The 24,464-nt window shown below is 46.2% G+C and carries 19 protein-coding genes; 2 read left to right on the forward strand and 17 right to left on the reverse strand.

Translation table 11 applies throughout. The features are described from left to right. Positions 1-124: 124 nt before the first annotated feature. Both AC1DPK_RS07855 and AC1DPK_RS07860 read left to right on the forward strand, forming a co-directional pair. The gene (locus AC1DPK_RS07855) at positions 125-1,948 is read left to right on the forward strand and encodes a sensor histidine kinase (RefSeq protein WP_477509919.1); all 1,824 of its coding nucleotides are present in this window, start codon (positions 125-127) and stop codon (positions 1,946-1,948) included. After that, positions 1,938-3,566, forward strand: a complete 1,629-nt coding sequence (locus tag AC1DPK_RS07860; RefSeq protein ID WP_477509920.1) for a response regulator — start codon at positions 1,938-1,940, stop codon at positions 3,564-3,566. The genes AC1DPK_RS07855 and AC1DPK_RS07860 overlap by 11 nt, the downstream gene beginning before the upstream one ends. Positions 3,567-3,714: 148 nt before the next feature. On the opposite strand, the gene gucD is transcribed toward AC1DPK_RS07860, so the two are convergent. The 17 genes from gucD to AC1DPK_RS07945 all read right to left on the reverse strand — a co-directional run bounded on the left by gucD (position 3,715) and on the right by AC1DPK_RS07945 (position 24,376). After that, positions 3,715-5,172: an alpha-ketoglutaric semialdehyde dehydrogenase GucD gene (gucD, locus tag AC1DPK_RS07865; RefSeq protein WP_477509921.1), complete on the reverse strand. Its 1,458-nt coding sequence runs from the start codon at positions 5,170-5,172 to the stop codon at positions 3,715-3,717. Positions 5,173-5,205: 33 nt separating this feature from the next. Beyond that, positions 5,206-6,138, reverse strand: a complete 933-nt coding sequence (locus AC1DPK_RS07870) for a hypothetical protein (RefSeq protein WP_477509922.1) — start codon at positions 6,136-6,138, stop codon at positions 5,206-5,208. 49 nt (positions 6,139-6,187) lie between these two features. Next, positions 6,188-7,909 (reverse strand): dihydroxy-acid dehydratase, encoded by a 1,722-nt coding sequence (locus tag AC1DPK_RS07875; protein ID WP_477509923.1) that lies wholly within the window; start codon positions 7,907-7,909, stop codon positions 6,188-6,190. A 2-nt stretch (positions 7,910-7,911) separates the two neighbouring features. Then, complete coding sequence (locus AC1DPK_RS07880; RefSeq protein WP_441885087.1) at positions 7,912-8,889, reverse strand: aldose 1-epimerase; 978 nt, start codon at positions 8,887-8,889, stop codon at positions 7,912-7,914. 14 nt (positions 8,890-8,903) lie between these two features. Further along, a complete protein-coding gene (locus AC1DPK_RS07885; RefSeq protein WP_477509924.1) occupies positions 8,904-10,250 on the reverse strand; it encodes a family 4 glycosyl hydrolase in 1,347 nt (448 codons plus the stop codon). 49 nt (positions 10,251-10,299) lie between these two features. Further along, complete coding sequence (locus AC1DPK_RS07890; RefSeq protein WP_477509925.1) at positions 10,300-11,079, reverse strand: SDR family NAD(P)-dependent oxidoreductase; 780 nt, start codon at positions 11,077-11,079, stop codon at positions 10,300-10,302. Positions 11,080-11,115: 36 nt separating this feature from the next. Beyond that, a complete protein-coding gene (locus AC1DPK_RS07895; RefSeq protein ID WP_339205068.1) occupies positions 11,116-11,946 on the reverse strand; it encodes a carbohydrate ABC transporter permease in 831 nt (276 codons plus the stop codon). 9 nt (positions 11,947-11,955) lie between these two features. Beyond that, positions 11,956-12,822 carry a carbohydrate ABC transporter permease gene (locus tag AC1DPK_RS07900; RefSeq protein WP_083681827.1) on the reverse strand — a complete coding sequence of 289 codons (867 nt, stop codon included), beginning with the start codon at positions 12,820-12,822 and terminating at the stop codon, positions 11,956-11,958. A gap of 67 nt (positions 12,823-12,889) precedes the next feature. Then, positions 12,890-14,215: an ABC transporter substrate-binding protein gene (locus AC1DPK_RS07905; protein WP_477509926.1), complete on the reverse strand. Its 1,326-nt coding sequence runs from the start codon at positions 14,213-14,215 to the stop codon at positions 12,890-12,892. A 152-nt stretch (positions 14,216-14,367) separates the two neighbouring features. Then, positions 14,368-15,942, reverse strand: a complete 1,575-nt coding sequence (locus tag AC1DPK_RS07910; RefSeq protein ID WP_477509927.1) for a response regulator transcription factor — start codon at positions 15,940-15,942, stop codon at positions 14,368-14,370. After that, positions 15,939-17,759, reverse strand: coding sequence for a cache domain-containing sensor histidine kinase (locus AC1DPK_RS07915; protein WP_477509928.1), 1,821 nt, complete (start codon positions 17,757-17,759; stop codon positions 15,939-15,941). Before AC1DPK_RS07915 ends, AC1DPK_RS07910 begins: the two co-directional genes overlap by 4 nt. 540 nt (positions 17,760-18,299) lie before the next feature. Next, positions 18,300-20,180 carry a molecular chaperone HtpG gene (gene htpG, locus AC1DPK_RS07920; RefSeq protein ID WP_477509929.1) on the reverse strand — a complete coding sequence of 627 codons (1,881 nt, stop codon included), beginning with the start codon at positions 20,178-20,180 and terminating at the stop codon, positions 18,300-18,302. Between the two features lie 265 nt (positions 20,181-20,445). Next, positions 20,446-21,504, reverse strand: a complete 1,059-nt coding sequence (locus AC1DPK_RS07925; protein ID WP_477509930.1) for a polysaccharide pyruvyl transferase family protein — start codon at positions 21,502-21,504, stop codon at positions 20,446-20,448. A gap of 16 nt (positions 21,505-21,520) precedes the next feature. Next, positions 21,521-22,642 carry a glycosyltransferase gene (locus AC1DPK_RS07930; RefSeq protein ID WP_477509931.1) on the reverse strand — a complete coding sequence of 374 codons (1,122 nt, stop codon included), beginning with the start codon at positions 22,640-22,642 and terminating at the stop codon, positions 21,521-21,523. A 6-nt stretch (positions 22,643-22,648) separates the two neighbouring features. Further along, positions 22,649-23,341, reverse strand: a complete 693-nt coding sequence (locus tag AC1DPK_RS07935) for a glycosyltransferase family 2 protein (protein ID WP_477509932.1) — start codon at positions 23,339-23,341, stop codon at positions 22,649-22,651. Further along, positions 23,317-24,192: a glycosyltransferase family 2 protein gene (locus tag AC1DPK_RS07940; RefSeq protein WP_477509933.1), complete on the reverse strand. Its 876-nt coding sequence runs from the start codon at positions 24,190-24,192 to the stop codon at positions 23,317-23,319. Before AC1DPK_RS07940 ends, AC1DPK_RS07935 begins: the two co-directional genes overlap by 25 nt. Further along, positions 24,176-24,376, reverse strand: coding sequence for a hypothetical protein (locus AC1DPK_RS07945; RefSeq protein ID WP_076267366.1), 201 nt, complete (start codon positions 24,374-24,376; stop codon positions 24,176-24,178). The genes AC1DPK_RS07940 and AC1DPK_RS07945 overlap by 17 nt, the downstream gene beginning before the upstream one ends. Positions 24,377-24,464 lie beyond the last annotated feature (88 nt).

A 24,464-nucleotide genomic window follows, 5' to 3' on the forward strand; every position in this document is an offset into this window, starting at 1 on the left:
TGCGACAAAATATGATCCAAATTTAAGAATAGATGCCTCATTTTTTGGATCATTCCCAAAATCAGCCTAACTGGATTTATTTCTTGGTATACTGAAGTCACAAATCTGAATGCTACAGGTGAACATGATGCGATCCTTTTTTACTCCCTTTCGACATATTACGCTGCAACGGAAACTGCTTACCTTAGTCATTCCCCTTCTGATTGCAACCGTTGGGATTACCGGGCTGTATTCATATTACATTGCCTCGGGAGAAGTGGTAGATAAGCTTCATCAATCTCAAATGAACATGGCGATCAAGACAAAGGATCAACTCGACTATTTTGCCAAAAACACGTTAAGCTTCTCTAATTACTTGTTTCTAAATCCGACCGTTCAAAGCATGGTTATGAATGGCGACACGCAGCAGCGCCGTGATCAAGTGTTCAAAAATTTGCTGCCGCTTATGGTTACCGGCGAAACGATCCAATCGCTAGTGCTTTATCCCTCTACGAAGGATGATGTGCCCGCTCAGCCGTTTGCGATTACACAGACCGGTATTGCAAGCGCTATCAGCCTTGAGCGTTTTATGAAAACGCGTTACTATGAGAGGCTCGCAAATACAGAATCAGGACAAATTTGGGATATGTTTTACCCTTCGGATGGCATTCTGCTTGGTGACACCCATCATAAGATCGTTTTAGTGAAGCCGTACAAAAACTTTTACAACTATGTTCGAAGCGGCCTTTTAATTATAGGGATGGACGCAGATAAGCTAAGCAAATCCTTATATCATGACGATGAGGAAGCTACACAGTTTGTAATGAACGATCAAGGCACCATACTCGCCTCAACTGATTTGCGCATGATTGGCAAACCGATAACAATGCTGCCCGTATTCGATCAGATGGATACAGCTGCCATCGAACCCGCAGAAGGATTAGCGCTGCTTAAGGAAAACGATCATTATATCGTTTCAGATTCCTTATCGGATATTACCGGCTGGCGAACTGTCGTTATCCAAGATCGCAGCAAGCTGGTGCTCGAATTGAAGCATATTGGTTCCGTCACCTTCTCGATCATGGCGATCGTTACGCTCATCACGATTATTGTCTCTTGGGTCATTGCCCGCATTATTACGAATCCGATGAAAAAGCTGATGTTCTCCATGAGGGCGCTCCAAACGGGGGATTTTACGCAGAGGGTACACTTCAACGGTAACGATGAGATCGGCAGACTCGGCCATTTGTACAATACGATGGTTGGACGAATTAAAACCTTAATTGATGACGTATATGCTTCGCGACTGAAGCAGAAGGAAGCCGAGCTGAAGGCGCTGCAATCGCAAATTAATCCACATTTTCTATACAACACTTTAAATATGATAAACTGGAGCGCCGTGCAGAAGGGGGATAAAGAAATATCCGAGATGGTCCTCTCACTCTCCCAAGTGTTCCGACTAAGCCTGAATAGCGGCAACGATTTTGTAGAGCTGAAGCACGAGATCGAGCTGGTACGAAACTATTTATTTTTGCAAAAGAAACGATTTACGACGAGGTTTAATTTTGAGATTGATTTGGAGCCCTCAATTGAGCACTTTCGTATGCCTAAGCTGCTCCTGCAGCCGCTCGTCGAGAATGCGATTATCCATGCCATCGAGCCCTCAGGCGGAAATGGACATATTCACATCAAGGCTTATACAGAGGACTCTCTTATTATTCTAGAAGTCACCGATAACGGACCAGGCATGCCGGAGAAACAGGTATACCTTCTTAATCAACCAACCGTAGAGGAGCCAATGCGCAACTTGCAAACGGATGACGCTCACTCTGGGATGGCACTGGCTAACATCAAGGAAAGGCTCGCTTTATTTTATGAACAGGCAGAATTCGAGATCGTAAGCAAGGAAGGCTTAGGCACGAGGGTGCAACTGCGAATTAAACAAGGAGGCAATGGAAATGGTGCTTAAAATGATCGTTGCAGAGGATGAGCAATCGTTCCGAGAAGGCATTCTTACACTTGTCGACTGGAAGCTGTATGGCATTGAGATTGCCGGAGAAGCGGAGAATGGCAAACAGGCTTTGGAAATGATTCATAACAATCCCCCTGATTTGCTGCTGACCGATATCCGTATGCCTTTTCTAAACGGTCTTGACCTTATTCGTGAAGCCAAAGCAGCCGGCCATGAATTTCATTCTGTGCTGCTGACCGGCTACAATGAGTTTGAATATGCCAAGGAAGCGATCAAGCTTGGCGTTTCCGACTACCTCTTAAAGCCTTGTATGCCGCATGATATTATTCGTGTAATTATGGACTTAAAGCAAAAAATTGAACAATCCGAAAATGAAGATAAAGCTTTAAATGCCCTTAACCGCAGCTGGAATCGCAACCTTCATCTGCTCAAAAATCAGATTTTATCGCAATGGGTTCAGCATCCGCTCATGCCTCTGGAGGATCGATTCAGCGTAATGAGTGAAGTGGACATGACGCTCTCGTGCGGCCCCATTCAAGTCGGTCTGATCCGCATTGACTCCAACAAGGCGCAGAACGTCACCGCATCCAAACGTGATTTAGAGCTTATACGTTATGCGCTGCTGAATATTGCAGGTGAAACCCTTCGGCCGTTGTACGATGGCAAGCTTGAGGTATTTCGGCATGGCGACGAGATGTTATGGATCGGAAATTATCCAGAAAACACGACCAACGAGGCGATTGAAGGTGCTATGAAGGAGCTCCAGCTTAATCTTGAAGCTTATCTGAAGCTCTCGATCAGCATATCAATCAGCTCTGCTGCTGCTTCGGTTGATTATGCGCATATTGGTTACCAGCAAGCGATTGAAGCGATGGAAGCCAGATTCTATCAAGGAAGAGGCGGTATATTTTTTCATGCCGAGGCTGGTAAGCAAACCGCTGCCAAAAGCTCCATTCTAGACGATGCCTATTTGTATCGACTCGAGAAAGACCTGCTTCTCGCTTTGCAGAATGAGCATTATGAGCAGGCAGTTGATGCCATTGAAGCGAGCATGTCTCATATTCGGAACAATTCGAGCTATTCCAAAGCTGAGGTTCATCTGCGCTCCACAAGTCTTATTCTAGAGCTGCAAAAATTCGCCCAAGAGCGCAAAGTTGCCTCTATCGAATGGCAGGACAGCTTCGTGAACTGGATCGAGCAAATCCCTAACATGGAGACGCTTGATGATTGCTCCGTCGTCCTGCAAAAAATCGTGCAAAGCATCGTCGAGGCTGTATCGAACCAGAAGTCACTGCATCGTACCGTGCATGCTACCATTGAGCTGATTAAGCAAAAGTACAATACAAATCTCACACTAGAGCTTGCTGCCAAGGAAACCTTCGTCAGCAATTCCTATTTAAGCTCATTGTTCAAGCAAGAGCTTGGCGTTAACTTTCTTGATTATTTGCATCAATACCGCGTAGAGCAATCGAAGGAGCTGTTGCGTCAAAGCTATAAAATTTATGCGGTTTCCAAGCTGGTCGGCTATCAGGAGGAACGTCACTTTAGCTCAACTTTTAAGAAGTGGACCGGGCTTACGCCTCGGCAATATCAAAAAAACTACAATGCGGGTTGACTCAAGCCGTGTGCCGCATAACAAAAAAACTACGACGTCAGCTTATAGCAACCTTCTCCGCTACTACTGATTTCAAGCTGCGAAAGTTGAGTTAAAAAGTCCCAGTGAGCTCTTGCTTCACTGGGACTTTCTTGTTTTCCTATTTACATTAAGCTTTCAAAAAAACGGTTTTAATTGAGGTGAAAAATTCGATTGCCGCTTGTCCCTGCTCTCTCGAATGCGAGCTGGATTGCTTCATTCCGCCAAATGGTGCCTGCAGCTCCACACCTGCCGTTTCCGCATTTATGCGTACCAAGCCTGCATCCATATCAGAGATAAAGGTCAGAATATGGCTAATATTTTGTGTATAAATAGAGGCACTCAGTCCATATTTCACGTCATTGGCCAGCGCTAACGCTTCCTTCAAGTCCACAAAAGGTATGAGCGCCAGTACCGGACCAAAAATTTCCTCCTTGGCTATCGTCATATCCACGGTTACCTTTTCGAAGACGGTCGGTTGCACGTAATAGCCATTCGACAATTCCTCATCCTCCGGTATGCTTCCGCCATAGAGGAGGCTAGCCCCTTCCGCGATTCCCTTATTAATGTAGGAAAGAACGGTATTACGCTGCTTTTCATTGGCACAAGGCCCCATCCATGTGGTGGAATCCTTCCCATTTCCCAGCTTCAATTGTTTGACTTGATCCAGCAGCTTCGCCCGGAAAGCTTCATAAATCGAGGCTTGCACGAGGATCCTGCTCGTAGCCGTACATTTTTGTCCCGTGGATTTCAAACCACCGCTAATCGCTGCTTCTACCGCAAGATCGAGGTTAGCATCTTCAGCGACGATAAGCGGATTTTTCCCGCCCATCTCCAATTGATACTTGGCTCCACGCGAAAGAGCCGCTTGGCCAATCTGCTTCCCTACTTTATTGGAACCCGTAAAGGTAATACCTTGAATATTGGAATGATTGGCAATACCGCCACCAATTAGAGCACCGTCACCTGTGACCATATTGACAACGCCAGACGGAAAGCCTGCTTCCTCAAAGCATGCAAGCAGCTTTGCCGCCGTAATCGACGTTTCAATGGCTGGCTTTATGACAATCGTATTGCCATAAATAAGCGCCGGTGCCATTTTCCACATCGGGATCGCAACCGGAAAATTCCACGGCGTTATAACACCCACAACGCCTAGAGGCACTCTAGTTGTGAACATGATCGCCTCAGGGTCAGTTGAAGGTATAACGTCACCTGTCTTCCGCATGCCTTCCCCCGCATAATAACGAAGAATAGCAACTCCACGAGCCGTTTCACCTTTACATTCCGCAAGGGTCTTGCCCATCTCGCGCATCATGGTTTCAGCTATCTCTTCCAGTCTTGCCTCTAGATGGTTAGCAGCCTTGAACAGATAATCGCCCCGGGCCGCGCCCGAAAGCCTGCGCCATGCTTCTTTGGCACGATTAGCGGCGCTCACCGCAAGCTCAAGATCCGCTTCGTTGGAATCTTGCACATATCCGACGATCTCAGACGAATTCGCAGGATTAATGCTTTCCGTCAACCTTCCGGTTGCGGATACGCTCCATTTTCCATCAATAAAATTCAAATAAGTCTGCTCTATAGTCATTTCTCTATTCACTCCATCCCTAGGGTTATCGCTTTAGCTCACTGAAGGAATTCCCAACCCCTCGGCAAAACTGTCGGATTGAATGGCAGACGAATGATACCTGTCGAGAACTTGAATGCCCAAATGAGCTCTGCGCACTTTCTCCCTGCACTGGGCGATGGCCAGCTCCTTGTTGTGAATACCCGCTGGATACACGCTAGCTGCATTTCGAAGACCGAATTTCAGATAAACCGGCGAAGCGATTCTTACAATTTCCGGGATTTCATAGTTGCGGATAAAACCTCCTAAATCATCCGGCGACTCAATATAGAGATCAATCGGAGCATCAACCACGGTTCGAATCGATGACAGCTGCGGCAGAGTAATATCACCCGGCAAATTCAAGGTAGTGCCGCCAAGCTCCGTAAAAATCCGAGCATTTACCGGATTGGTCGGACTCATCAGCGCTGAAATTTTAACGACCAAATCAGCTGGCAGCTGACCCTTGATTTTCGCTTGATTGATCAGCCATAATAAGCCTTCATCCGCCACAAGAACGCTTCGAATGCCTAATTCAGCCGCACGAAATATTTCTTCCAATCCATAGAGCAGCTGATCCATTCCTGCATGCCGCCCGCCAAGCAGCTTTCCACTGCTGCTAAGAGACATGGCTCCGATATCAAAGCTCATGCGAGGCCCAACGAAGAGGCATACCTCCATCCCTTCCGCCATGCCTATTTGGACCATATCACCAATTTCTGAATCACTTAACAGCATAATTCCGCTGCCCTGAGAGACGCGGTTGACCGTTAGTCCATATTGTTTGGCTTCTGCAATAACGCTCTCCATTATTGCAGGACCCTCTACCGAAGGGATTTCCACACGGTAATGGGCTCCATCTTCAAATCTTTTAGCACTTGTCGCGAGCTGATACTGCTCTTTGTCCGGCAGGCCCAGACTAGCCGCAAAGGCTTGAGCTTTGTTCATCGTTGTTTCCCCCTCGAAGCATTCCATGTATGTGAATGACTAACTCCCACTAGCCTCTTCCGACGATTGGTTCTATAAAACTAACTTCCTCTTTGGAATTTGGACGCAAAAAATCAAGGTCGCAGCCTTGGTCGGCTTGCAATACATGATCCGCATGCAGCTTCATAAACCCTCGCTTATGCGTACGAACAGGCGACCAATCACGCAGACGCTCACGTATTTCCACATCCGTCAGCTCTACGCTAATCGTACCGTGATCCAGATCAACCACAATCCAGTCCCCGCTTCGAATGGCAGCGATAGGCCCTCCAAGCTGGGCTTCCGGCGAAACATGCAAAATATTCGTACCAAAGCTTGTTCCACTCATTCGGGCGTCGCTGATCCTTACCATATCCCGAATTCCCTGCTTTAACAGCTTCTTCGGAATCGGCAGCGCTCCCCATTCGGGCATCCCTGCTCCCACCGGTCCGCAGTTTCGCAGAACTAACACGGAGGTCTCATCGACCTCCAACTCCTCGCTATCAATGGTTTCATACATCTCTTCATAGCTATCGAATACTATGGCTTGGCCTCTATGTTGATGATTAATTAAGGAACTAGCTGCTCGTTTCAGAATAGCTCCCGAAGGCGCCAAATTACCTGTTAGTACAGCAATGCCCGCTTCCACTTTATAAGGTTCGGCCAGAGAATAAATAACATCATCCCGGTAAGCGAGATAATCGCGATAACATTCTTCAATCGTAGTTCCCAGTGCACTCAGACAGGTCGCATCGAGCTGGGGCAGCAGCCTGCTGATCACAGCGCCAAGTCCGCCTGCTTCAAAAAAGTCATCCATACTGTGCTCTCCACTTGGTTGAAGATTGACCAAAAGCGGAATTTCACTTGATCTTTCTTCATATCTCTTTAAGGGAATATGGATCCCGAGCCGCCCTGCAATCGCAGTTAAGTGGATAACCGCATTGGTAGAGCCGCCAAGCGCTGCCAGCAGCTTGATGGCATTATCGAATGCAGCTTCCGTCATTAGACGAGCCGGAGTCAATTCTTCCCTAACCATCGCAACAATTCGTTTGCCCGTTTCTTCGGCTGCCCATTTACGGCTGGCATGCGTGGCCGGAATCGTGGAAGTGCCCGGCAGCATCATGCCGAGAATCTCCGATAGGCATTTCATGGTAGAGGATGTGCCCATGACGGGACATCCTCCCTGCGTGCATGAAATGCATTTTTCCAGCTCGCTCCATTCCTCGTCTGTCATAAGGCCCGCATTGTAATCATCCATCAGCTTCCAAAGATCCGTCCCATAATTCACTTTCTTCCCGCGAAAGGAACCCGATGCCCGGTGTCCGGCAGCAAGCTGCAGCGAAGGAATATTGCTGCTGGCTGCACCCATAAGCTGGGCGGGTGTTGTCTTATCGCATTCGCAAAGCAGCACTGCACCGTCAATTGGCAATGCCCGAATAGATTCTTCAACGTCCATCGCCATCAAATTGCGATAAGGCAGATCCGAAGGCTTCATAAAATCAGCAGGCGTCGTGATTGTATGCATCTCAAGCGGGTATCCTCCTGCAAGCAGCACTCCACGTTTGACAAATTCGACTAATTCTTTATGGGGCGCATTACAGCTATTTAAATCACTCCATGAGTTGAAGATGCCAATAATCGGCTTGCCTACAAATGATTCGGGAACATGCCCATTAGCCCTCATGGCCGACAGATGCTGGAATCGCGTTTCCTTTGACGGGTGTTTAAACCATCGGTCACTGCGCAAAGACATGCTCAAATCACCTCTTCAATCCGAATTCGTGTTGTTGTTGTCACTTGCTCGCCAGGCTGAAGAACACGGAAGCCCGTCAGCTCCTGCGGAAGCTGCAAGTTTGGTGCATTCGTTATCCAAGTATAAGGCTCTGGGCACAAATAACCCTGCCATGCATCATGGTTGTAGACCACCCAATGCTTAAATTGCTCGTCCGCGCTGTACACAACGCGAATGCCGGAATTCAGATCGGTTAGCACCGCTTCATTGGCTCCCGTTCCCGCTGTCTGAAACGCATCGTCCAGCGCGTGCTCGACTAAGCTTTTCCCCTCGCGCAGCTCCTCCAAATAAGGAATATCCACTAGTTCGCCGGTTGGCAAGAAACGTTCGTCCAGCACCCACTGCTTATCCGCATTCAGAGAAAATCGGCACTGCGCCAGATCCCCTGAGGGATCAAACGGATAATTAAACGTCGTATGGTAGCCGAGTCCCCAAGGAAATGGCGCGGCATCCCGGCTGCTGATTGTCGCTTTAATCGTGAGCGTTGCCCGCTCCAAGATGTAACTCATTTGAACACTAAATGAATGTGGAAACCGAGCTAAAATCGCTTCATGCTCATCGGAATGAATGATCGTCTCCAGTACGATCCTCTCTCCTTCTGCCTCTGCCCGTAAAATCTTCCATGGCGCATCAAATAATAAGCCATGGGTGTGATTGTGTTCAGCAGCATCATTAATATCAAACTGATAGTCCCTGCCATTAAATGCAAACTTGCCATCGGCAATGCGATTGGGAGGAAAGAGGATCGGCAGGCCATACAAGATAGGATCTGCCTTGTACATCTCCTGACTTTCTGGAAATCGCAGCAATTCAAGATCTTTATTTTTTAATCGCAAAGATAATAGGTTGCTTCCCCAAGCCGGTACCAGCGTGAACGCCAGCTCCTCATTTTGTACCCTTATTGCCGTTTCCCCATAAAGCTCAAACTGTTCGATAGCCAATTCTGCCTGCCTCCTTAATTAAAGTGCTGTCTCATCGCAGCAAGGCTGGGCAGTTCAAGAATATCATCCAGCAGCGCACGAGCCTGTTTCTCGGAACGGGTCCACGGATCCATCATAATTAACTGGACAAGATCTTCAAAATTCCCGCTATCATAGGCCTGCAGCTCAATCTCTACGGGTGCGACACGATCGCGAAGCGCAAAGTTAATCAGAGGCTTAGGCAAGCCTTTGGTCTTAATGCCTTGAACGCCGATTCCACTGACGTAACAAGGGATTTCCACCTGAAAATCGAGCGGGATGCCCGGCACGTAGTTGCTGTCATTCAATATATTAAGGATCATCACTCTAGGCACATCACATGCTATCGCTTCAATAAAAGGAATCATCGGTTCTGACGAATGCACCGGCGGGAAATGATCCATAACTGCTTCTGTCGTATTTTCAGAAACCTTCCGGATTCTCTCTACGCCAGCTGCACCTCCCGCAAAGTAAAGATCCCGCCACCAAGCCTGTGGGTCTTCCTTATAGAGATGCTCCGTTTCTTGATCCGCATGGTGCCAAGCCGGCCAAGAGCCGCCGCCCGGATTTCCCGTATCGCCAATCGGAAAAACGCCAAATTTCTTATAGAGATCAAGTGCTTTGGGACCTAACCAGTCGCAGGTAGCGCAGCTCTCGATGTAAGCAGCCGATTTTTCTTCGATCCAACGATCCAAAATAGGGAATGCATTTTCCCCTTTGTATCGGAACTCGGTCAGCCAAATAAAGTGATTCACGCCTGGAATCTCATACGTAATATGATTCGGGTCGAGTCCAATGACCTCAGCAACAGCTTTTACCCCGTTAGAACCATGGCAGAAGCCTGCCAGCTTGGCCTGCGGATACTTGCGCTGCAAGTAGGTTACGCCCGCCATGACCGGGTTGGACACGAGCATATACCAAGCGTCCGGACAAATCTCCAAAATGTCCAGCATAACCGATTCCATCAGGCGCAGCTGATCGAAATTAATCCAAAAGCCTTCGTCATGCATCACATGCAGGCTTCCGCCAAACCGATAACCGTGCTTCTGGGCTATATCCCATCCGTCCTTCAAGCGCTGATGGCCTCCGACCAGCGCAGCAAGCACCACGAAGTCGGCTCCACTTAGCGATTCTCTCCGGTCCGTCGTTTTTTCCAGCACCAGATGGATATTAGCTTCTTTAGCGTAGCGTTCGCAAAGGGAATATGCGCTTTCCAATCTCTGCTCATCGATATCCATAAAGCTGACGACACTGCCTTCAAGAGAAGGGGTCAAGCAGATGTCCTTGATTAGGCTGAGAGAGAACATGGCAGATCCTGCTCCGATAATACTAATTTTAGCCATAGGTATAACCTCCATATGAGAGTGAATGATTTTGAATGAGGGCTTGTTATCAAATCGCAGCCGATGCTGCTCCGTCAATACTTAAATTAGAGCCGCTAACGACGACAGATTCGTCGGAAGCTAGGAATAACACGGCATACGCAACCTCGCGCGTCGTTGCCATTCTTCCGAGCGGCTGCTGCTGTTTAATGATCGGGTACAATTTATCCATTCCGCCCATGCTTTCGGCGAGACGGACGTTCATATCCGTCTCCACCCAGCCTGGCGAAATGGAATTGCAGCGGATGCCCTTCTCGGCATAGGAGACGGCGATCTCTTTGGTTAATCCAATAATGCCTGCCTTGGAAGCAGAGTAAGCGGTATAGCCAGGCTCCGTTAAAGAGGCCATGACTGAAGATGTATTAATAATAGAGCCGCCATTTCGCTTGAGCATCTCAGGGATTGCTTTTTTACACATTAAGAACATCGACTTCAGGTTAACTTGCAGCACTTCGTCCCATGTTTCTTCCTCATAATCCAAAATATCGCCAACAGGCATAATGCCCGCATTGTTAAAAACGATATCAAGCCCGCCGTAAGCGTTGACCGCGCTTGCCACAGCATCTTCAGCCGTCTTCATCAGGCCCACGCTGCCGCATACGATCTCGCAGCTTCCGCCCATTTGGCGAATTTCGGCAGCTACCTCGTTTAATTTCTCCTCGTTGATGTCGACCAGGATAAGACTCGCGCCTTCTTCAGCAAAGAGCAGTGCCGTTCCTTTACCGATTCCTGATGCCGCTCCTGTAATAATCGCTACTTTTGAAAAGAGGCGTCCTTGCTTCGTACTCATGTGATGACATCCTTTCCTATCCTCATTCGATATCGTTTATTTAACAGCTCCAATAACCAGCCCTTTACGAATATAGCTTTGAAAAATAATATAAATCGCAATGGGCGGCAGCGAAGCAAGCAACAGCCCTGACAATAACAGTGGGTAGTCTGAGCTGAACCGATTGAGCACAGTCGCCACCGCAACGGTTACGGTCTTTAAGCCATCCGATTGCAAATAGATCAGCGGGGTTAACAAATCGTTCCACCAGTTCGTCGCATTAAAGATCGATACCGTGACCACGCCCGGCAAGCTCATGGGCAAAATCACTTTGAACATCGCCTGATGATATTTGGCACCGTCTATTTTTATCGCTTCGAGCACTTCATCGGGCATTGCTCTCATCAGTGAAGTGAGTAAGAAGACCGTGCTCGGAATAGCCGAGACAGACCAGATGGTCACCACGGATATGATATGGTCGGTCCAGCCGATCTTTGACATCAACAAATAGTTTGGAATGATAAAAGTAATACCCGGTATGGTCATCGTTGCGATCATAATAATATAAAACCCGTTGCGGTATTTGAATTTTAATTTGGCAAAAGCATAGGCTGCCGGAATAGACAAGGCTAGGGAAGCAACTAAGCTAAGTCCCACGTAGACGAGCGTATTGCCAAACAACCGAACGAGAGAGAAGCGATAAATGAGTGCGATGAAGTTATCAAAATACCAGGTTTTTGGAAGACCCATCGGATGTTTGATATATTCTATCGTCGGCTTCATACTGCTGATAGCCATGTAGAACAACGGATACATCGCCATGAAGGCAATGACAGCGAGCACGATAAAAATCAGAAATCTAACCATTCTTCTAGAGGCTGTTTTCATAATGTCCTCCTATTGCTCCAAGCGCTTGGATATTTTCAACTGAATCCAGGTAATGAACATAACAATGAAGAACAAGAAAACCGACAGCGCGCTCGCATAGCCCATATTTCCGCTTCGGAAAGCTTGAATATAAATCATATAATCGATTGGTGTTGTCTCGTAACCGGGCCCACCGCCTGTGATCGAATAAACAAGGCCAAACAGCCCGACAAAAACGTAAATAACATTGACGATCGTAAAGTAAAATATCGCTGGATATAACGACGGTATGACGATGTACATTAATCGCTGACGCCAATTGGCTCCGTCTATTTTGGCCGCATCAAACAATTCATTGGAGATCGAAGATAGCCCCGATAAAAAAATGAGCGTTCCTTGGCCTAGCGTCTGCCAGTAAAAACATAGAATCAAGATCATAAATTCGGTCGGCACCGTATTCAGCCAATCCGTCGTAAACGCGCCAAGTCCGGCATTTTCCAGAAGCGTATTCACGATCCCTTTGTTCGTAAACATTGATTTTGCCAAAAAACCGATAACGACCGAGGAGAGGATCGCCGGCAAGTAATACACCGAACGAAACAAGCGCCACCCCGGAACCTCCTCATGCAGCAGAACCGACACCGTAAGCGATATGAACAAGATGCCAGGTACCGATAGTAAAAAGATCAGATTGTTACGCAGCATAAGCGGCAAATCGCCATTACTAAGGATCGTCTTAAAATTATCCCAGCCAACAAACGTAGAAGTGACTCCATCCCATTCCGTAAAGCTATGAAAAAACGTGTTAAACATGGGATAACCTACGAATACAGCTAGTAACAGAAAAGCCGGCAGCAAGGAGAACAAACCTACCCATCGTTCTTGCTTGAGACCCATCCTTCTATTCCTCCTTGCCTTTTGGTAGAAGCGACCTCCTTTCCTATGAAGGCCGCTCCTTAACCGCCTATTTATTTTTTAGAAGCGAATCGCGTTTCTGGTCGATTTTTTTCATAAATTCCTCTGCTGTCATTTTCCCGCTGGAAACCAGGGATTGCAGCGACATCATCTCGCTTGTCAGCTCCGCTGGGTAAACATTGTCCGGCCAGAAAATAGTGCTAGGTTCATTGGCCATATCCTGCATCGTTTTCACTAGCGGATCGGATACGTACTCGTTCACATCCACATCGTTGACGACTGTAATACGTGCTTCGCCCGACTTAATTTTATTGATTTGCTCTTCCTTGCTCATCAGGAATTTGACGAAATCAGCCGTTTCTTTCTTGTGCTCCGAGTAGTTCGTCACCACAAACGCAGCGCCCACCCCGCCAGGACCGCCATCGTGGATTTTGACATCCTCGCTGAAGTCTGGAATTTTCATAAAGCCGACCTTGTCGCCCATCTCCTTGCTGAAGTTCAAGATGTCCGCATTTGCTCCAACCGTCATGCCGAGCTGCTCTTGAATAAACAGTTGTCGAACTGAATCATCGGCAATGACCAAGTTTTTCTCGAACAGCTCGCGCCAGCCCTTCATGACATTCACCAGCTTAGGATCGGAGAAATTGGTTGTGCCTTTGACCAAGCTGTCGAGGCCTGGAATATCCACCGTTTGAGCAATCCAATAGTCCGGTACATGAAGGAAGCTGTCTTTAAATAAACCAAGCGGTGTAATATCCTTCGTCTTCACTTTCTCCAGCATAGCTACAAATTGTTGAAAATTTTTCGGGCGCTGGGCAATGGGATCGATTCCGGCATCCGCAAAAATTTTCTTGTTATACGCTAGAAGAAAAGTTCCGTCTGTCCCAAATGGAACGCCATAGGCTTTTCCATCGGCCGTAAAGTCTTCCGTTGTGGCGCTCCATCCCACGATTCTGGATCTTTCTTCACCTGAAAAGTAACTATCCATCGGCTCTAAAAATTGCTTAAACCGAAGCATATAGGAACCTGACCAGAGTACCGTTAAATCAGGACCGTTCTTGGCAATGCTGGCCGTTTGGAATTTAGCAAACAGCTCATCTCCGGAAGGTACGTCCTGCACATCAATCTTCACATTGGGATGGGCCTTCTCATATCGGGCAACAGCCTGAGAAATGTAGAAGTCTTCTTTTTTCTTCGCTTTGTTATTTTCATCAATGGTCGCAAACCCTGAATTCCAGAAAACAATGTTGACTTTCTCCTGTCCTTCTCCACCTGTAGAAGCGCTTTCATTTTCATTCTTGGAACATGCAGAAAGCGACATTGTAACCAGCATCATTAAAGCTATACTTAAAACAGACCATCTTCTCATTCTCATGGAAACCTTCCTTCTTTCGTTAGTTGATGTCTTGCTTCCTAGTATAGAAGCTTTCCATAAGCAGATGAATCTCCTAAGCCAACCATTTGATTTATCACTTTATATCCGAAGAGGATACCATTTATCATTTTTCAAGCCGCAGTTAACATCTTTTAATTCTTTTCAGCATCTGCATAGTGTGAGGGTGCAATCCCCTTAATTTTCTTAAACATGCGGGTAAACGAGCTTAAGTTTAAGTAGCCCAGCTTGTCCGAAACCTCAGTTAAGGTCATTCCGCTGCGGATCATCGTTTCGGCCTGCTCCACCTTGGCTGTCAAAACAGCGGTGCTGAAAGAAATCCCTTTCTCTTCCTTATATATTCTGCTGAGATATACAGGGCTTACTTTAAGATGCATCGCGATGGCATTTAAACTAATTTCATCAAACCTGTGCTCTTGAATAAACATCTCGGTGGCTTCAACAAACTTCTTTCTTTCATGGCCGTTCTTCTCTTTGAATGCCGGTTCCTGCAGCACATGGATAGCGTTGTATAACAAATGCACCGCTTGCGTTAATGAAACGCAGTCCAGCAGCTCAGATCTTTGGAAATAAGTCTCCGATGGATGCCGTCCCGACATTTCGCAGATTTGCTTCAGCTGAAATAAAATATCCTCCAGTACATTGTGCAGCAGGTTTGGTTTGGGATATGGCGGGCCGACGACCTGCTTGAGGTTTGCCAGCAGATCTCCTGCCTGCTCGTATTGAAAGCTGGACAGTTTGTTCATTATCGCCTTTTTCCAAATAAACACGGCATCGGAAAGCGTTGCTTCAGGCAGCTCGCCCTGAAACAGGTGGTCATTTTCACAAAAATATTTGAGGCTTAGCAGGTCGCTAGCAAAACGATCATACACGGTCCACTCCCGCCAGTCTGTAAACCTTTTACTCACAGCAATGGATAGAGTATGGCCCATATACTGCGAAACCGAGTCGATCAACAGCTTCGGGTCGATATCCGAGCTATTCGTGCTGCTTACCAATACATGCCATCGGTTATCATTTATGTTTTCCACGAACCCAATTAGCCTGCTGCGATAAAGTTCAACAGCCATATGGTCAATCGAATGGCCTATTTTAACGATTTCTTGAGAAGTTAATTTGGATTCATCCTGAGAAGGATCTAACGCCACAACCCATGCCTCATATTCTCCCTTTTGCAGAAAATATTTATACTCTCCCAGCTTCTCGGCAAACGCTTCTGTCTCTTCACTGTTATACAAGCCGTGCAGCCAATCTCTTAATAAGCTGGCTTTACGAACGAATCTTGAACCCGCTTCCGGCGTCCCTTCCTCCTGAAAATGATGCTCCAGCAGCTTGGCTTTCATCTTGGCTGTCAGTTGCTTCAAAATGAGCTGAAGCTCCTCAATTTCCATTGTGGATTTTACAATAAAGTCATGAACGCCCAGGCGCAGCGATTTGCGAACCGTTTCGAAATCTTGGTTGCAGGTCAAAATAACAAATTCCCCGTCAGGATTTAAAGGCTTTACCTTCTCAATAAAATCAAGCCCATTCATTCTGGGAAGCAAAATATCCACAAGTGCGATGTCCGGCAGAAATCTCTCGTACAACTCAACAGCTTCAACTCCGTCTCTGGCTTCGCAGACGACCTCCAGCCCCATCTCAGACCAAGGAATTAATGATTTGATCCCCATTCTAACTAGCATATCGTCTTCAATAATCATCACTTTCATTCCGAATCTCCTCCATTATGATCGATATAGGGAAAGGTAAGCGTTACGTTCGTCCCTTTACCCACTACACTTCGAATTTCGATGCCATACCTCTCGCCATACTCCAGCTGCAAGCGACGATGCACATTTTTAAGCCCGATCCCCGAGGTTCGTTCCTCATCCTCGTACTCATTGGAATCCGTTATCAGCATACCGGCAATGGAGCCTTCTTCAATTCCGACTCCGTTATCTATAACCTCCACCCGTACCTGCTCCGCTTCCATCGCGCAAGTAATTGTCAGCTGTGGCGTAATTCCATCAAGATTAGTAAATCCATGCATGATTGCATTCTCGACAATCGGCTGCAGCGTCAGCTTCAATATTCTTGCACCCTGCACCTCATGCGGCACATCCCATATCGTTTCAATTTTGATGAACATCCGTTTTTCCTGAAACGCAATATAGCTTTTGACATAATCCATTTCCTCGCCGACCGTGCTCCATATGGTTCTTGATTTGCTTAGTGTATAGTTCAGCATGCTGCTTAAATTAACAAGGGTCTGGGCAATCATCTTCTCGCCCTTCATTTCCGCCATCCAACGGATCGAATTAATCGAATTATGCAGGAAATGAGGCTTGATCTGGGACAGCAAGAGATTGAGCTCCAGGCTCGACTTTTCCCGTTCATCCGTTTTAATTCGCTCAATCTGTTCATTAATCCGGCTTAGCATTTGCTGAATGCCCGAGAATAAAATTTCGATTTCCTCCAAGCCTTTGTATTGGAAATTTCCAATGACATCCTGYCCCTGCCCAGCATCATTAAAGCGTATTTTCCGAACCATCCTCGATAAATTCAGCACAGGTATCATCGCTTTTCTTGTGAATATATACAGGATAAGTGAAATCAAAAGAATGGACGACACGGTTACCGTGAGCGTATGGCTCCACAATTGCTTAGTGGGACTTGCCAAAAGCTCTTCCGGCGTTAGCGCAATTAAATACCATCTTAAGAAGGGAATGTTTTGGATGGAGCAAAAGTAGCTTTGGCCGTTCCACTGAATCAGAAAGCTTTCATATCCCCCACCGTCCACCTTCGCCTTCGATATCGCCTGTCTGGATAGCTCCTTCAGGCGGTCGTCATCATCTTCGCTAGAAATGAGCAATTCGCCGTCTTCCTGACTTATGAATGCAAGGGTTGAGCTGTTCAGTTGAATTTTGCGCAGCAGCCGCTGAAATAAGCTCTCGTTGACCTCTACGTTTAAGAGGCCTAGCACCGAATTGCCTTGTACAATATTTTTAGTGAAATAAAAAGCGTTCTGCCCCTCCGAGAGATCGTGAAAGTTGGGGCCCACATTGCGATACATGACGTTATTATCATAAGGTATCCTCTCCGAAGGCCAATTAAACTGCTGCACGACTTGCTTCAACCGCTCAACCTCGGTATCATGCAAAACGTTATTGCTGAATACTTCCCCTTGATCGTTAATAATTTGTACGTATAAGGGCACTCTTAACCGATACGCAGCAGTGAACGACTTCAGCCGGTCTCTGACCGCCTGTTCATTTATGGGAGCGTTATTATTTCGACTTAACAGCCTCTGTAATTCCTGATCCTGCGACAAGGTGCGAATATAATCCTCGATATGGTTCACATAAAAGTCCAAGCTGATGGAGAGCGACTCCATATTGCTCGAAACCGATTTGTCGTATAACGTTTCCACTTGCTTAACCGCTCCTTTGCCCAACATATAACCTTGGATAAGAACCGGAACAATAATAATACACATGAGCAGCAAAATAAGCGTAATTAAGTTTAGCCGGCGTTTTATCCGTATCATCTATAAACCCTCCTCTGCGGCTTCACATTGATTCATGCAATGAATATTGTTTATTTATTTGTTTATTTATTTGTTTCTGCATTCTTATTCAATTATTTCTTATCTTGTAGTGCTATTATATCCGGAATAATAATCAATACCATGATTTATTATATTTTGCGTAAGCAAACCACGCGCCTCGTTGGAATTCCAATACGCGGAAGGCGATTACCATTTCATGTGGCTCCGCAAAAATAAGCTATCAATTAAGCAATATACAAAAACAAAAAACTGCAAGATCGCACAGCCTCATTCGGCAGCGGTCTTAGCAGTTTTTTGTTTCAAGGACTTTAATTTCCTAATTCTAAAGTATGTGGGCCAGGGGCAGTGCTCCCTTTATCCAACATCGCGCAGCACCATTTCTAAAATCAGCTTCGTCTCCCTTATGAATTCGATAGACGGAATGAAAACTCCGTTAGATAATCGTGCTGTCGTAGAAAAAAAAGCCCGTACTGGTATGATCCAGTGCGGGCTTTTTACGCTTGCTTGTCGCTTGCTCTATTAAACCATTACTTTGCAAATATCGTTCGTAAACGCAACTGGATCTTGAATTGGCAAACCTTCGATGAGAAGCGCTTGGTTGTAAAGCAGGCTTGTATAAAGAGCCAGCTTCACTTTATCCTGCCCAGCAGCATCCTTCAACGATTGGAAAATTTCATGGTTCACGTTAATTTCGAGCACCTTGTCTGCTTTTACATCTTGATTGTTCGGCATCGAATTCAATATTTTTTCCATTTCAATCGTTACTTCGCCTTCAGTGGATAAGCACACAGGGTGTGTTTTAAGGCGTTTTGAAGCTTTTACGCTTTTTACTTTATCGTTAAGAATTTCTTTCATCTGCTCGAAAAGCTCTTTATTGGCATCCTGCTCTTCGGCCGTTTCCTTGTCCTTCTCGTCCTCTTCAATACCAAGATCGCCGCTTGATACCGACTTGAATTCTTTATCCTTATACTTCGCAACCATCTTGATGGCAAATTCATCAATATCGTCCGTGAAGTACAAGATTTCAAAGCCTTTATCCGTTACCAGCTCGGTTTGCGGAAGTCTATCAATTCGCTCAATAGATTCACCGGAAGCATAATAAATGTACTTTTGATCCTCGCTCATTCTTGACACATACTCGTCCAGTGTAACTAGCTTCTTCTCTTTCGAGGAGTGGAACATAAGCAGGTCTTGCAGCACTTCTTTGTTCACGCCGTAATCGTTATATACGCCGAATTTCAGCTGTCTGCCGAATGCTTTGTAGAATGACTCATACTTCTCTCTGTCATCCTTCAATATGCCAAGCAGCGCGCTCTTGATCTTGCTGTTGATGTTCTTCGCAATCAGCTTCAGCTGACGGTCATGCTGCAGCATTTCACGAGAAATGTTGAGCGATAGATCCTCCGAATCAACCATACCTTTAACGAAGCTGAAATAATCAGGCAGCAGGTCTGAGCATTTATCCATAATTAGAACGCCATTTGAATAAAGCTCCAGCCCCTTCTCATATTCTTTTGTATAATAATCGAAAGGTGTGCTCTCCGGAATATACAAAATCGCATTGTACACAACAGCGCCATCCGCACTAATATGAAGATGCTTGATCGGTTTGTCGAAGCCGTAACGTTTTTCAAAATAAAACTGATCATAATCTTCCGATGTCAGCTCATTTTTGTTTTTACGCCAGATCGGCACCATGCTGTTAACGGTTTGCTCTTCTTGATATTCCTCAAACTCGTTTTCTGCATCTGCTTTAGGCCGTTGGCCCTTCACATCCATCTTAATTGGGTAGCGAATGAAATCCGAATATTTTTTGATGATCGACTTCAAACGGTACTCTTCCAAGTACTCATCGTATTGATCATCTTCGGTATTTTCCTTAATATTAAGTACAATTTCCGTACCAACGGAGTCCTTCTCGCATGACTCAATCGTGTAGCCGTCGGCGCCAGTTGATTCCCATTTGAACGCCTCATCGCTGCCAAGAGCTTTGGTCACAACGGTAACCACATCCGCCACCATAAATGCAGAGTAGAAGCCCACCCCGAATTGGCCGATAATGTTATGTCCATCCTTAAGCTCATTTTCCTTCTTAAAGGCAAAAGATCCGCTCTTCGCAATAACGCCAAGGTTATTCTCCAGCTCTTCCTTCGTCATGCCAATCCCTGTATCGGTGATCGTTAATGTTCGGTTTGCCTTGTCGGCAACGACTTTAACATAATAATCCTCTTTGTTAAATACCATTTGGTCGTCAGTTAGCGCTCTGTAATATAGCTTGTCGATCGCATCGCTGGCATTCGAGATAAGCTCTCTCAAAAAAATCTCGCGCTGCGTATAAATGGAATTAATCATCATTTCCAGCAATCGTTTCGATTCTGCTTTGAACTGTTTTTTGGACATGGATAGATCCCCTTTCCATTCATCAATAATTAGTAAGCCTAAAGGTAACGCAACAGGAAGGCTTGTTCAACGTTTATTAAACCGCTACCTTATATTTTAGCACTCAAACTCTTTGAGTGCCAATCCTTCTTTTTATATATCATAAACTATTTTTCGATGTCAACCTTCTTCCTATAATATCCATCCTTTGTCTATTAAAAAAAGAGCTGCCCCGAAAGTTAATAAACCTTCGGGCAGCTCCTCTTACGCTGTTGCAGCTATTTCCTTAAAACAGTTCTTCTTGAAATGGCTTTTTCAGCAGCTCGCGATAACGGCTCTGATGTGAATAAAACTTTTCGCGAATCATATCCGTTTCTTTTTCAATTTTGGCTACTCTGTCCAGAATGCTTTTGCCAAGTGCCGTATCGCCGGTGGAGAGCACATAATCCTGAAGATCCACCGAGCAGCCAAAGTCTATGCATTTGAATCGATATCCAAGGCTTACGAACGGCACGCCTGCCGCTGCTGACAGGTAACTAGCATGCAATTTGAAATTGATCGTCAGCGCATAGGACTTAAGCTTCTCCATCAAATCCTCATGATGGTACAGCTCCAAATCAAGATCCACATTCGTCTGGTTTCCCAGCTTCGAATATAGACGCTTGCAAGCTTCTCTATCAGGACCCCAAACGGAGAAAATATTAACGCGATAACCCTGCGATATTAATATACGCAGCGCCTCTACCAATTGCTGCTCTACCTTTTCCTCGTTGCCACCGAATATTCGATTATAAGCTGTTCCCCAGTTCACACCAATCGTTCTGCTAGCCTGCCCATTCTTGCGTGGCGACGGTGCAGGCAGCAGAAATGCCGGGTCACCGCTTATGATCGCCTGCTCCATTCGGACGCCAGAATCCTCGAGAAACTGATAGGACAACGGACCTCGGACACCGCAATATTTTGACATCTTCACTAGCTCAGCTAATTTCTCATTCGTTGCTAGGTTCTCACCGGTGTAGGCCAAATGGGCTGCGACCTTTCCCGAGGCATCAATTACAGGAAACTCCTGTCTATCATGACCGCTGCCCCAAATCATTACTTTTTTATGGTTCCGAGCCGCTTGGTAAGCAACATCGATATAACCTGGAATGAGCAGCGAGCCGCCGCCGAGCACGACAACATCATACGGACCCGAATTCCGAATATCTACGCCCGGTATTGACGGAATGACATCATATTTTTTCTCAGGCAGATAAGCTCTACACAAGTCGCGAAACAATAGCCACATTAACTCATCACCAACATTGTTAAACCCTAACCAGCCTACATACAAAATTCTTTTCATTCCGTACCGCCCTTCATTAAATCTCCCCAATTGCTGAACGATACACGCTCATAATTTGATCAATGGATTGATCGATATGAAACTCACGTTCCACCCAACGTCTTCCCTCTATTCCATTAGCGCGCAGCCCCTCCAGCCTGCGGCATCCATCTGCAATCTCGCTTGCAAACAAATAACGGGAATAAGCGGCAGACGAACCGTGGTCTCCAAAATAGTTAAGCCAAGCCTGCTCATAATTACCCGGCTCTACCCAGCCAAAATAGCCATGGTTGCCAATGGCAAGCACTGGCTTCTCGCAAGCCATTGCCTCCAGCGCAACGCGTCCCGTACCGACAACGATATCTGAAGCATTGTAATACTCTCGCATTTGAGATTGTTTTCCAACCATATGAATGAACCGTCTTCCGCTTTCCGCCTGAATAAATTCCGCAAGTTCTGAAATTGCATTATATTTAGGGCCATCCCCGACAACGATAAGCTCAAGCTTATCCCACCCATAACGATAAAGATCCTTCATCGCCCGCAGCAGGACATCACATGCGGTTGCCTTTCCCCAAGCCAAGCGGCTAGCATACATAAGTACAATTGCATCTTCAGAAATACCTAAGTCTGAGCGAAGCTTTGCGCCGCTGGATGGATAAAACTCCGCTAGATCGATGCCATTCGGGACAACGATAGACGGAAATCCAAACCGCGTGATACAGCTTTGAAGAGGAGCACTTACACATATGACCGATTCCGAGTAAACAAGCAGCGATTTTAGAGCAGTCTGCGGATAATAGGTGCCATGAACGGTAAATATAGACGGAATTCCTAATAAATTAGCTGCCTTTGCCGTAAACAAACCTGATGGAGTCTGATGCACATGAACGCAATCCACTTTCTCGCTTCGCATAATTTCCTGCAGCCTGACGATTCGCTCCGTTTGAACTGACGCTCCAGCTGGCTGGAATTCAAACAAATATACATGGCACCCGGCATCCTCAAACCGAAACCGCATAGGGCCGTCCGCGGCAATGATACTCACTCTTTGACCTATTTTTATTAGTGCTTTTGCTAGACTTAATACATGTGTTTCCGTACCACCGGCATCCATACTGTCCAGAGCCATTAAGACGGATAACGGCGAGCCTGCCATTTCACCTCACTCCTTTTTCGCATAAAAAGCCAATGATCGTTGGCTCGCATGCAGACGATAGTAATAAAGAATTTCAGGAATATTTGCAATACGAGCTTTATTATTCAAAAATTTAACGATGAACTCATAATCCTCCGCCCCGACAATTCGGCGGCTCAATCCGCCAATCTGGTCAAAAGCATCGCCGCGAAACATGATCGTCCCATGGCAAACACAGTGACCGCCGCTGCGGTAAACATCATGAATATCATCACCGAAACGCAGCCATTTTTCCTGAACATACTGCCTCTTCTCGGCTTCATCAAAGCTAGCGTAGCTCGTTCCTACCAGTGCAACCTCTGCATGGCTTTGAAGATAAGCTACTTGTTTCTCTAAACGCTGCGGATGGGAGAAATCATCCGCATCCTGTACCGCGATATATTGTCCGCGAGCGTGGAAGAAACCCGCCGTAATAGCTCCAGAAAACCCAATATTTCTAGGAAGTCTAACGAGTACGATAGATTCTGTGCCCGCTACTCCGTTCGCTTCGCACCAAGCCTCGATAACATCCAGCGACCTATCGGTCGATGCGTCATCTACAATGATGATTTCTTTATTCAAATACGTTTGACTCATCAAGCTGTCCAAACATTCAATGAGATATGCTGCACGATTATAATTTGCAATAACGATACTTACTTTTCCAAATTCCCGCTGCACCCTATCTCTCCTTTCTTGCCCTCTCTCCTATGAATGGCATGCAGAGCCTCAAAATGATCCCCTATTATTTGCATCGTTGCAATGGAATGGTCTCCTCCGGCATTGCTGTGTTTGCTCGGACGATAACGGTTTAAGCGATCAACTTCTACGCAGTGAACAGCCTTGACGGTTAACCCCCCGAGCAGTCCCAGCGCATAAGCTTTCGGCGGACATAATAAATTGGACCAATGAATAACATTAAGCGCCCGCCTATTCAGCGCAAATGGAACATGTACAAGTGAAGCATTCGCCAGATCCTCGCGGCCAACTGCCATATTCAGTGCTATTTTCAGCGTTGTCACGGCACTCCAAGGCATGCGCATGCTGAGGTGGTGATCCAGCTTATTAACAGCCAGATCACATTCGCTTAGCAGCGCATTAGGAAAAGGAGCAAGCTCCTTCCAAGGGATATTAAAATCACTATCCACAAACAGCAGCGCATCGCCAGTGGCTGCATATGCGCCAATAGCTCTGCCTACATCCGTTCCGAGCGGCTCCTGAAAAACAATGATCGACGCGCCAAGCTCTCTAGCAATACTCTCTGTACGATCATTGCAGCCATTAACAACTACGATAATTTCAGCTGGCGACAGCAATATTATTTCTTGGATGACACGTCCTATTGTCCGCTCCTCATTTTGAGCGGGTATAATCACTGACAAGCGCTGGTGAACCCCGCGCCGATTGCCTGTTTGGGAGAAATCTCTTCCTTTTTGTAAAGGAGGCAGCACTTCCTTATCCGCGGTCAATCGCTCGACATAGTCACGCCTTCTTCCATCATCCGTACAGCCATTCCTATAAAATCCGGACATATTCGATGACCCGTAAACGTATCAACACATCTTCCGTCCCACCGTATCCAGGTACACTCAAGGTTCGAACCACAATGTATGAGAAGCCTACCGTCAGCAGCACACCCGCAACCACATCCCCATTAGAGAGAATAACTTCTACATCTCTCCCTAGGTACGTGCGCAGCTTAAAATAAAATGACACATAATCAACTCCTACCGTTTGATACCCTCATCCTATTCGCTAGATTAATAGTGAGAACGGCATACGACTATTTTGAAAAAAATTTCAT

This window comes from Paenibacillus sp. 01T424 (genome assembly GCF_056398745.1).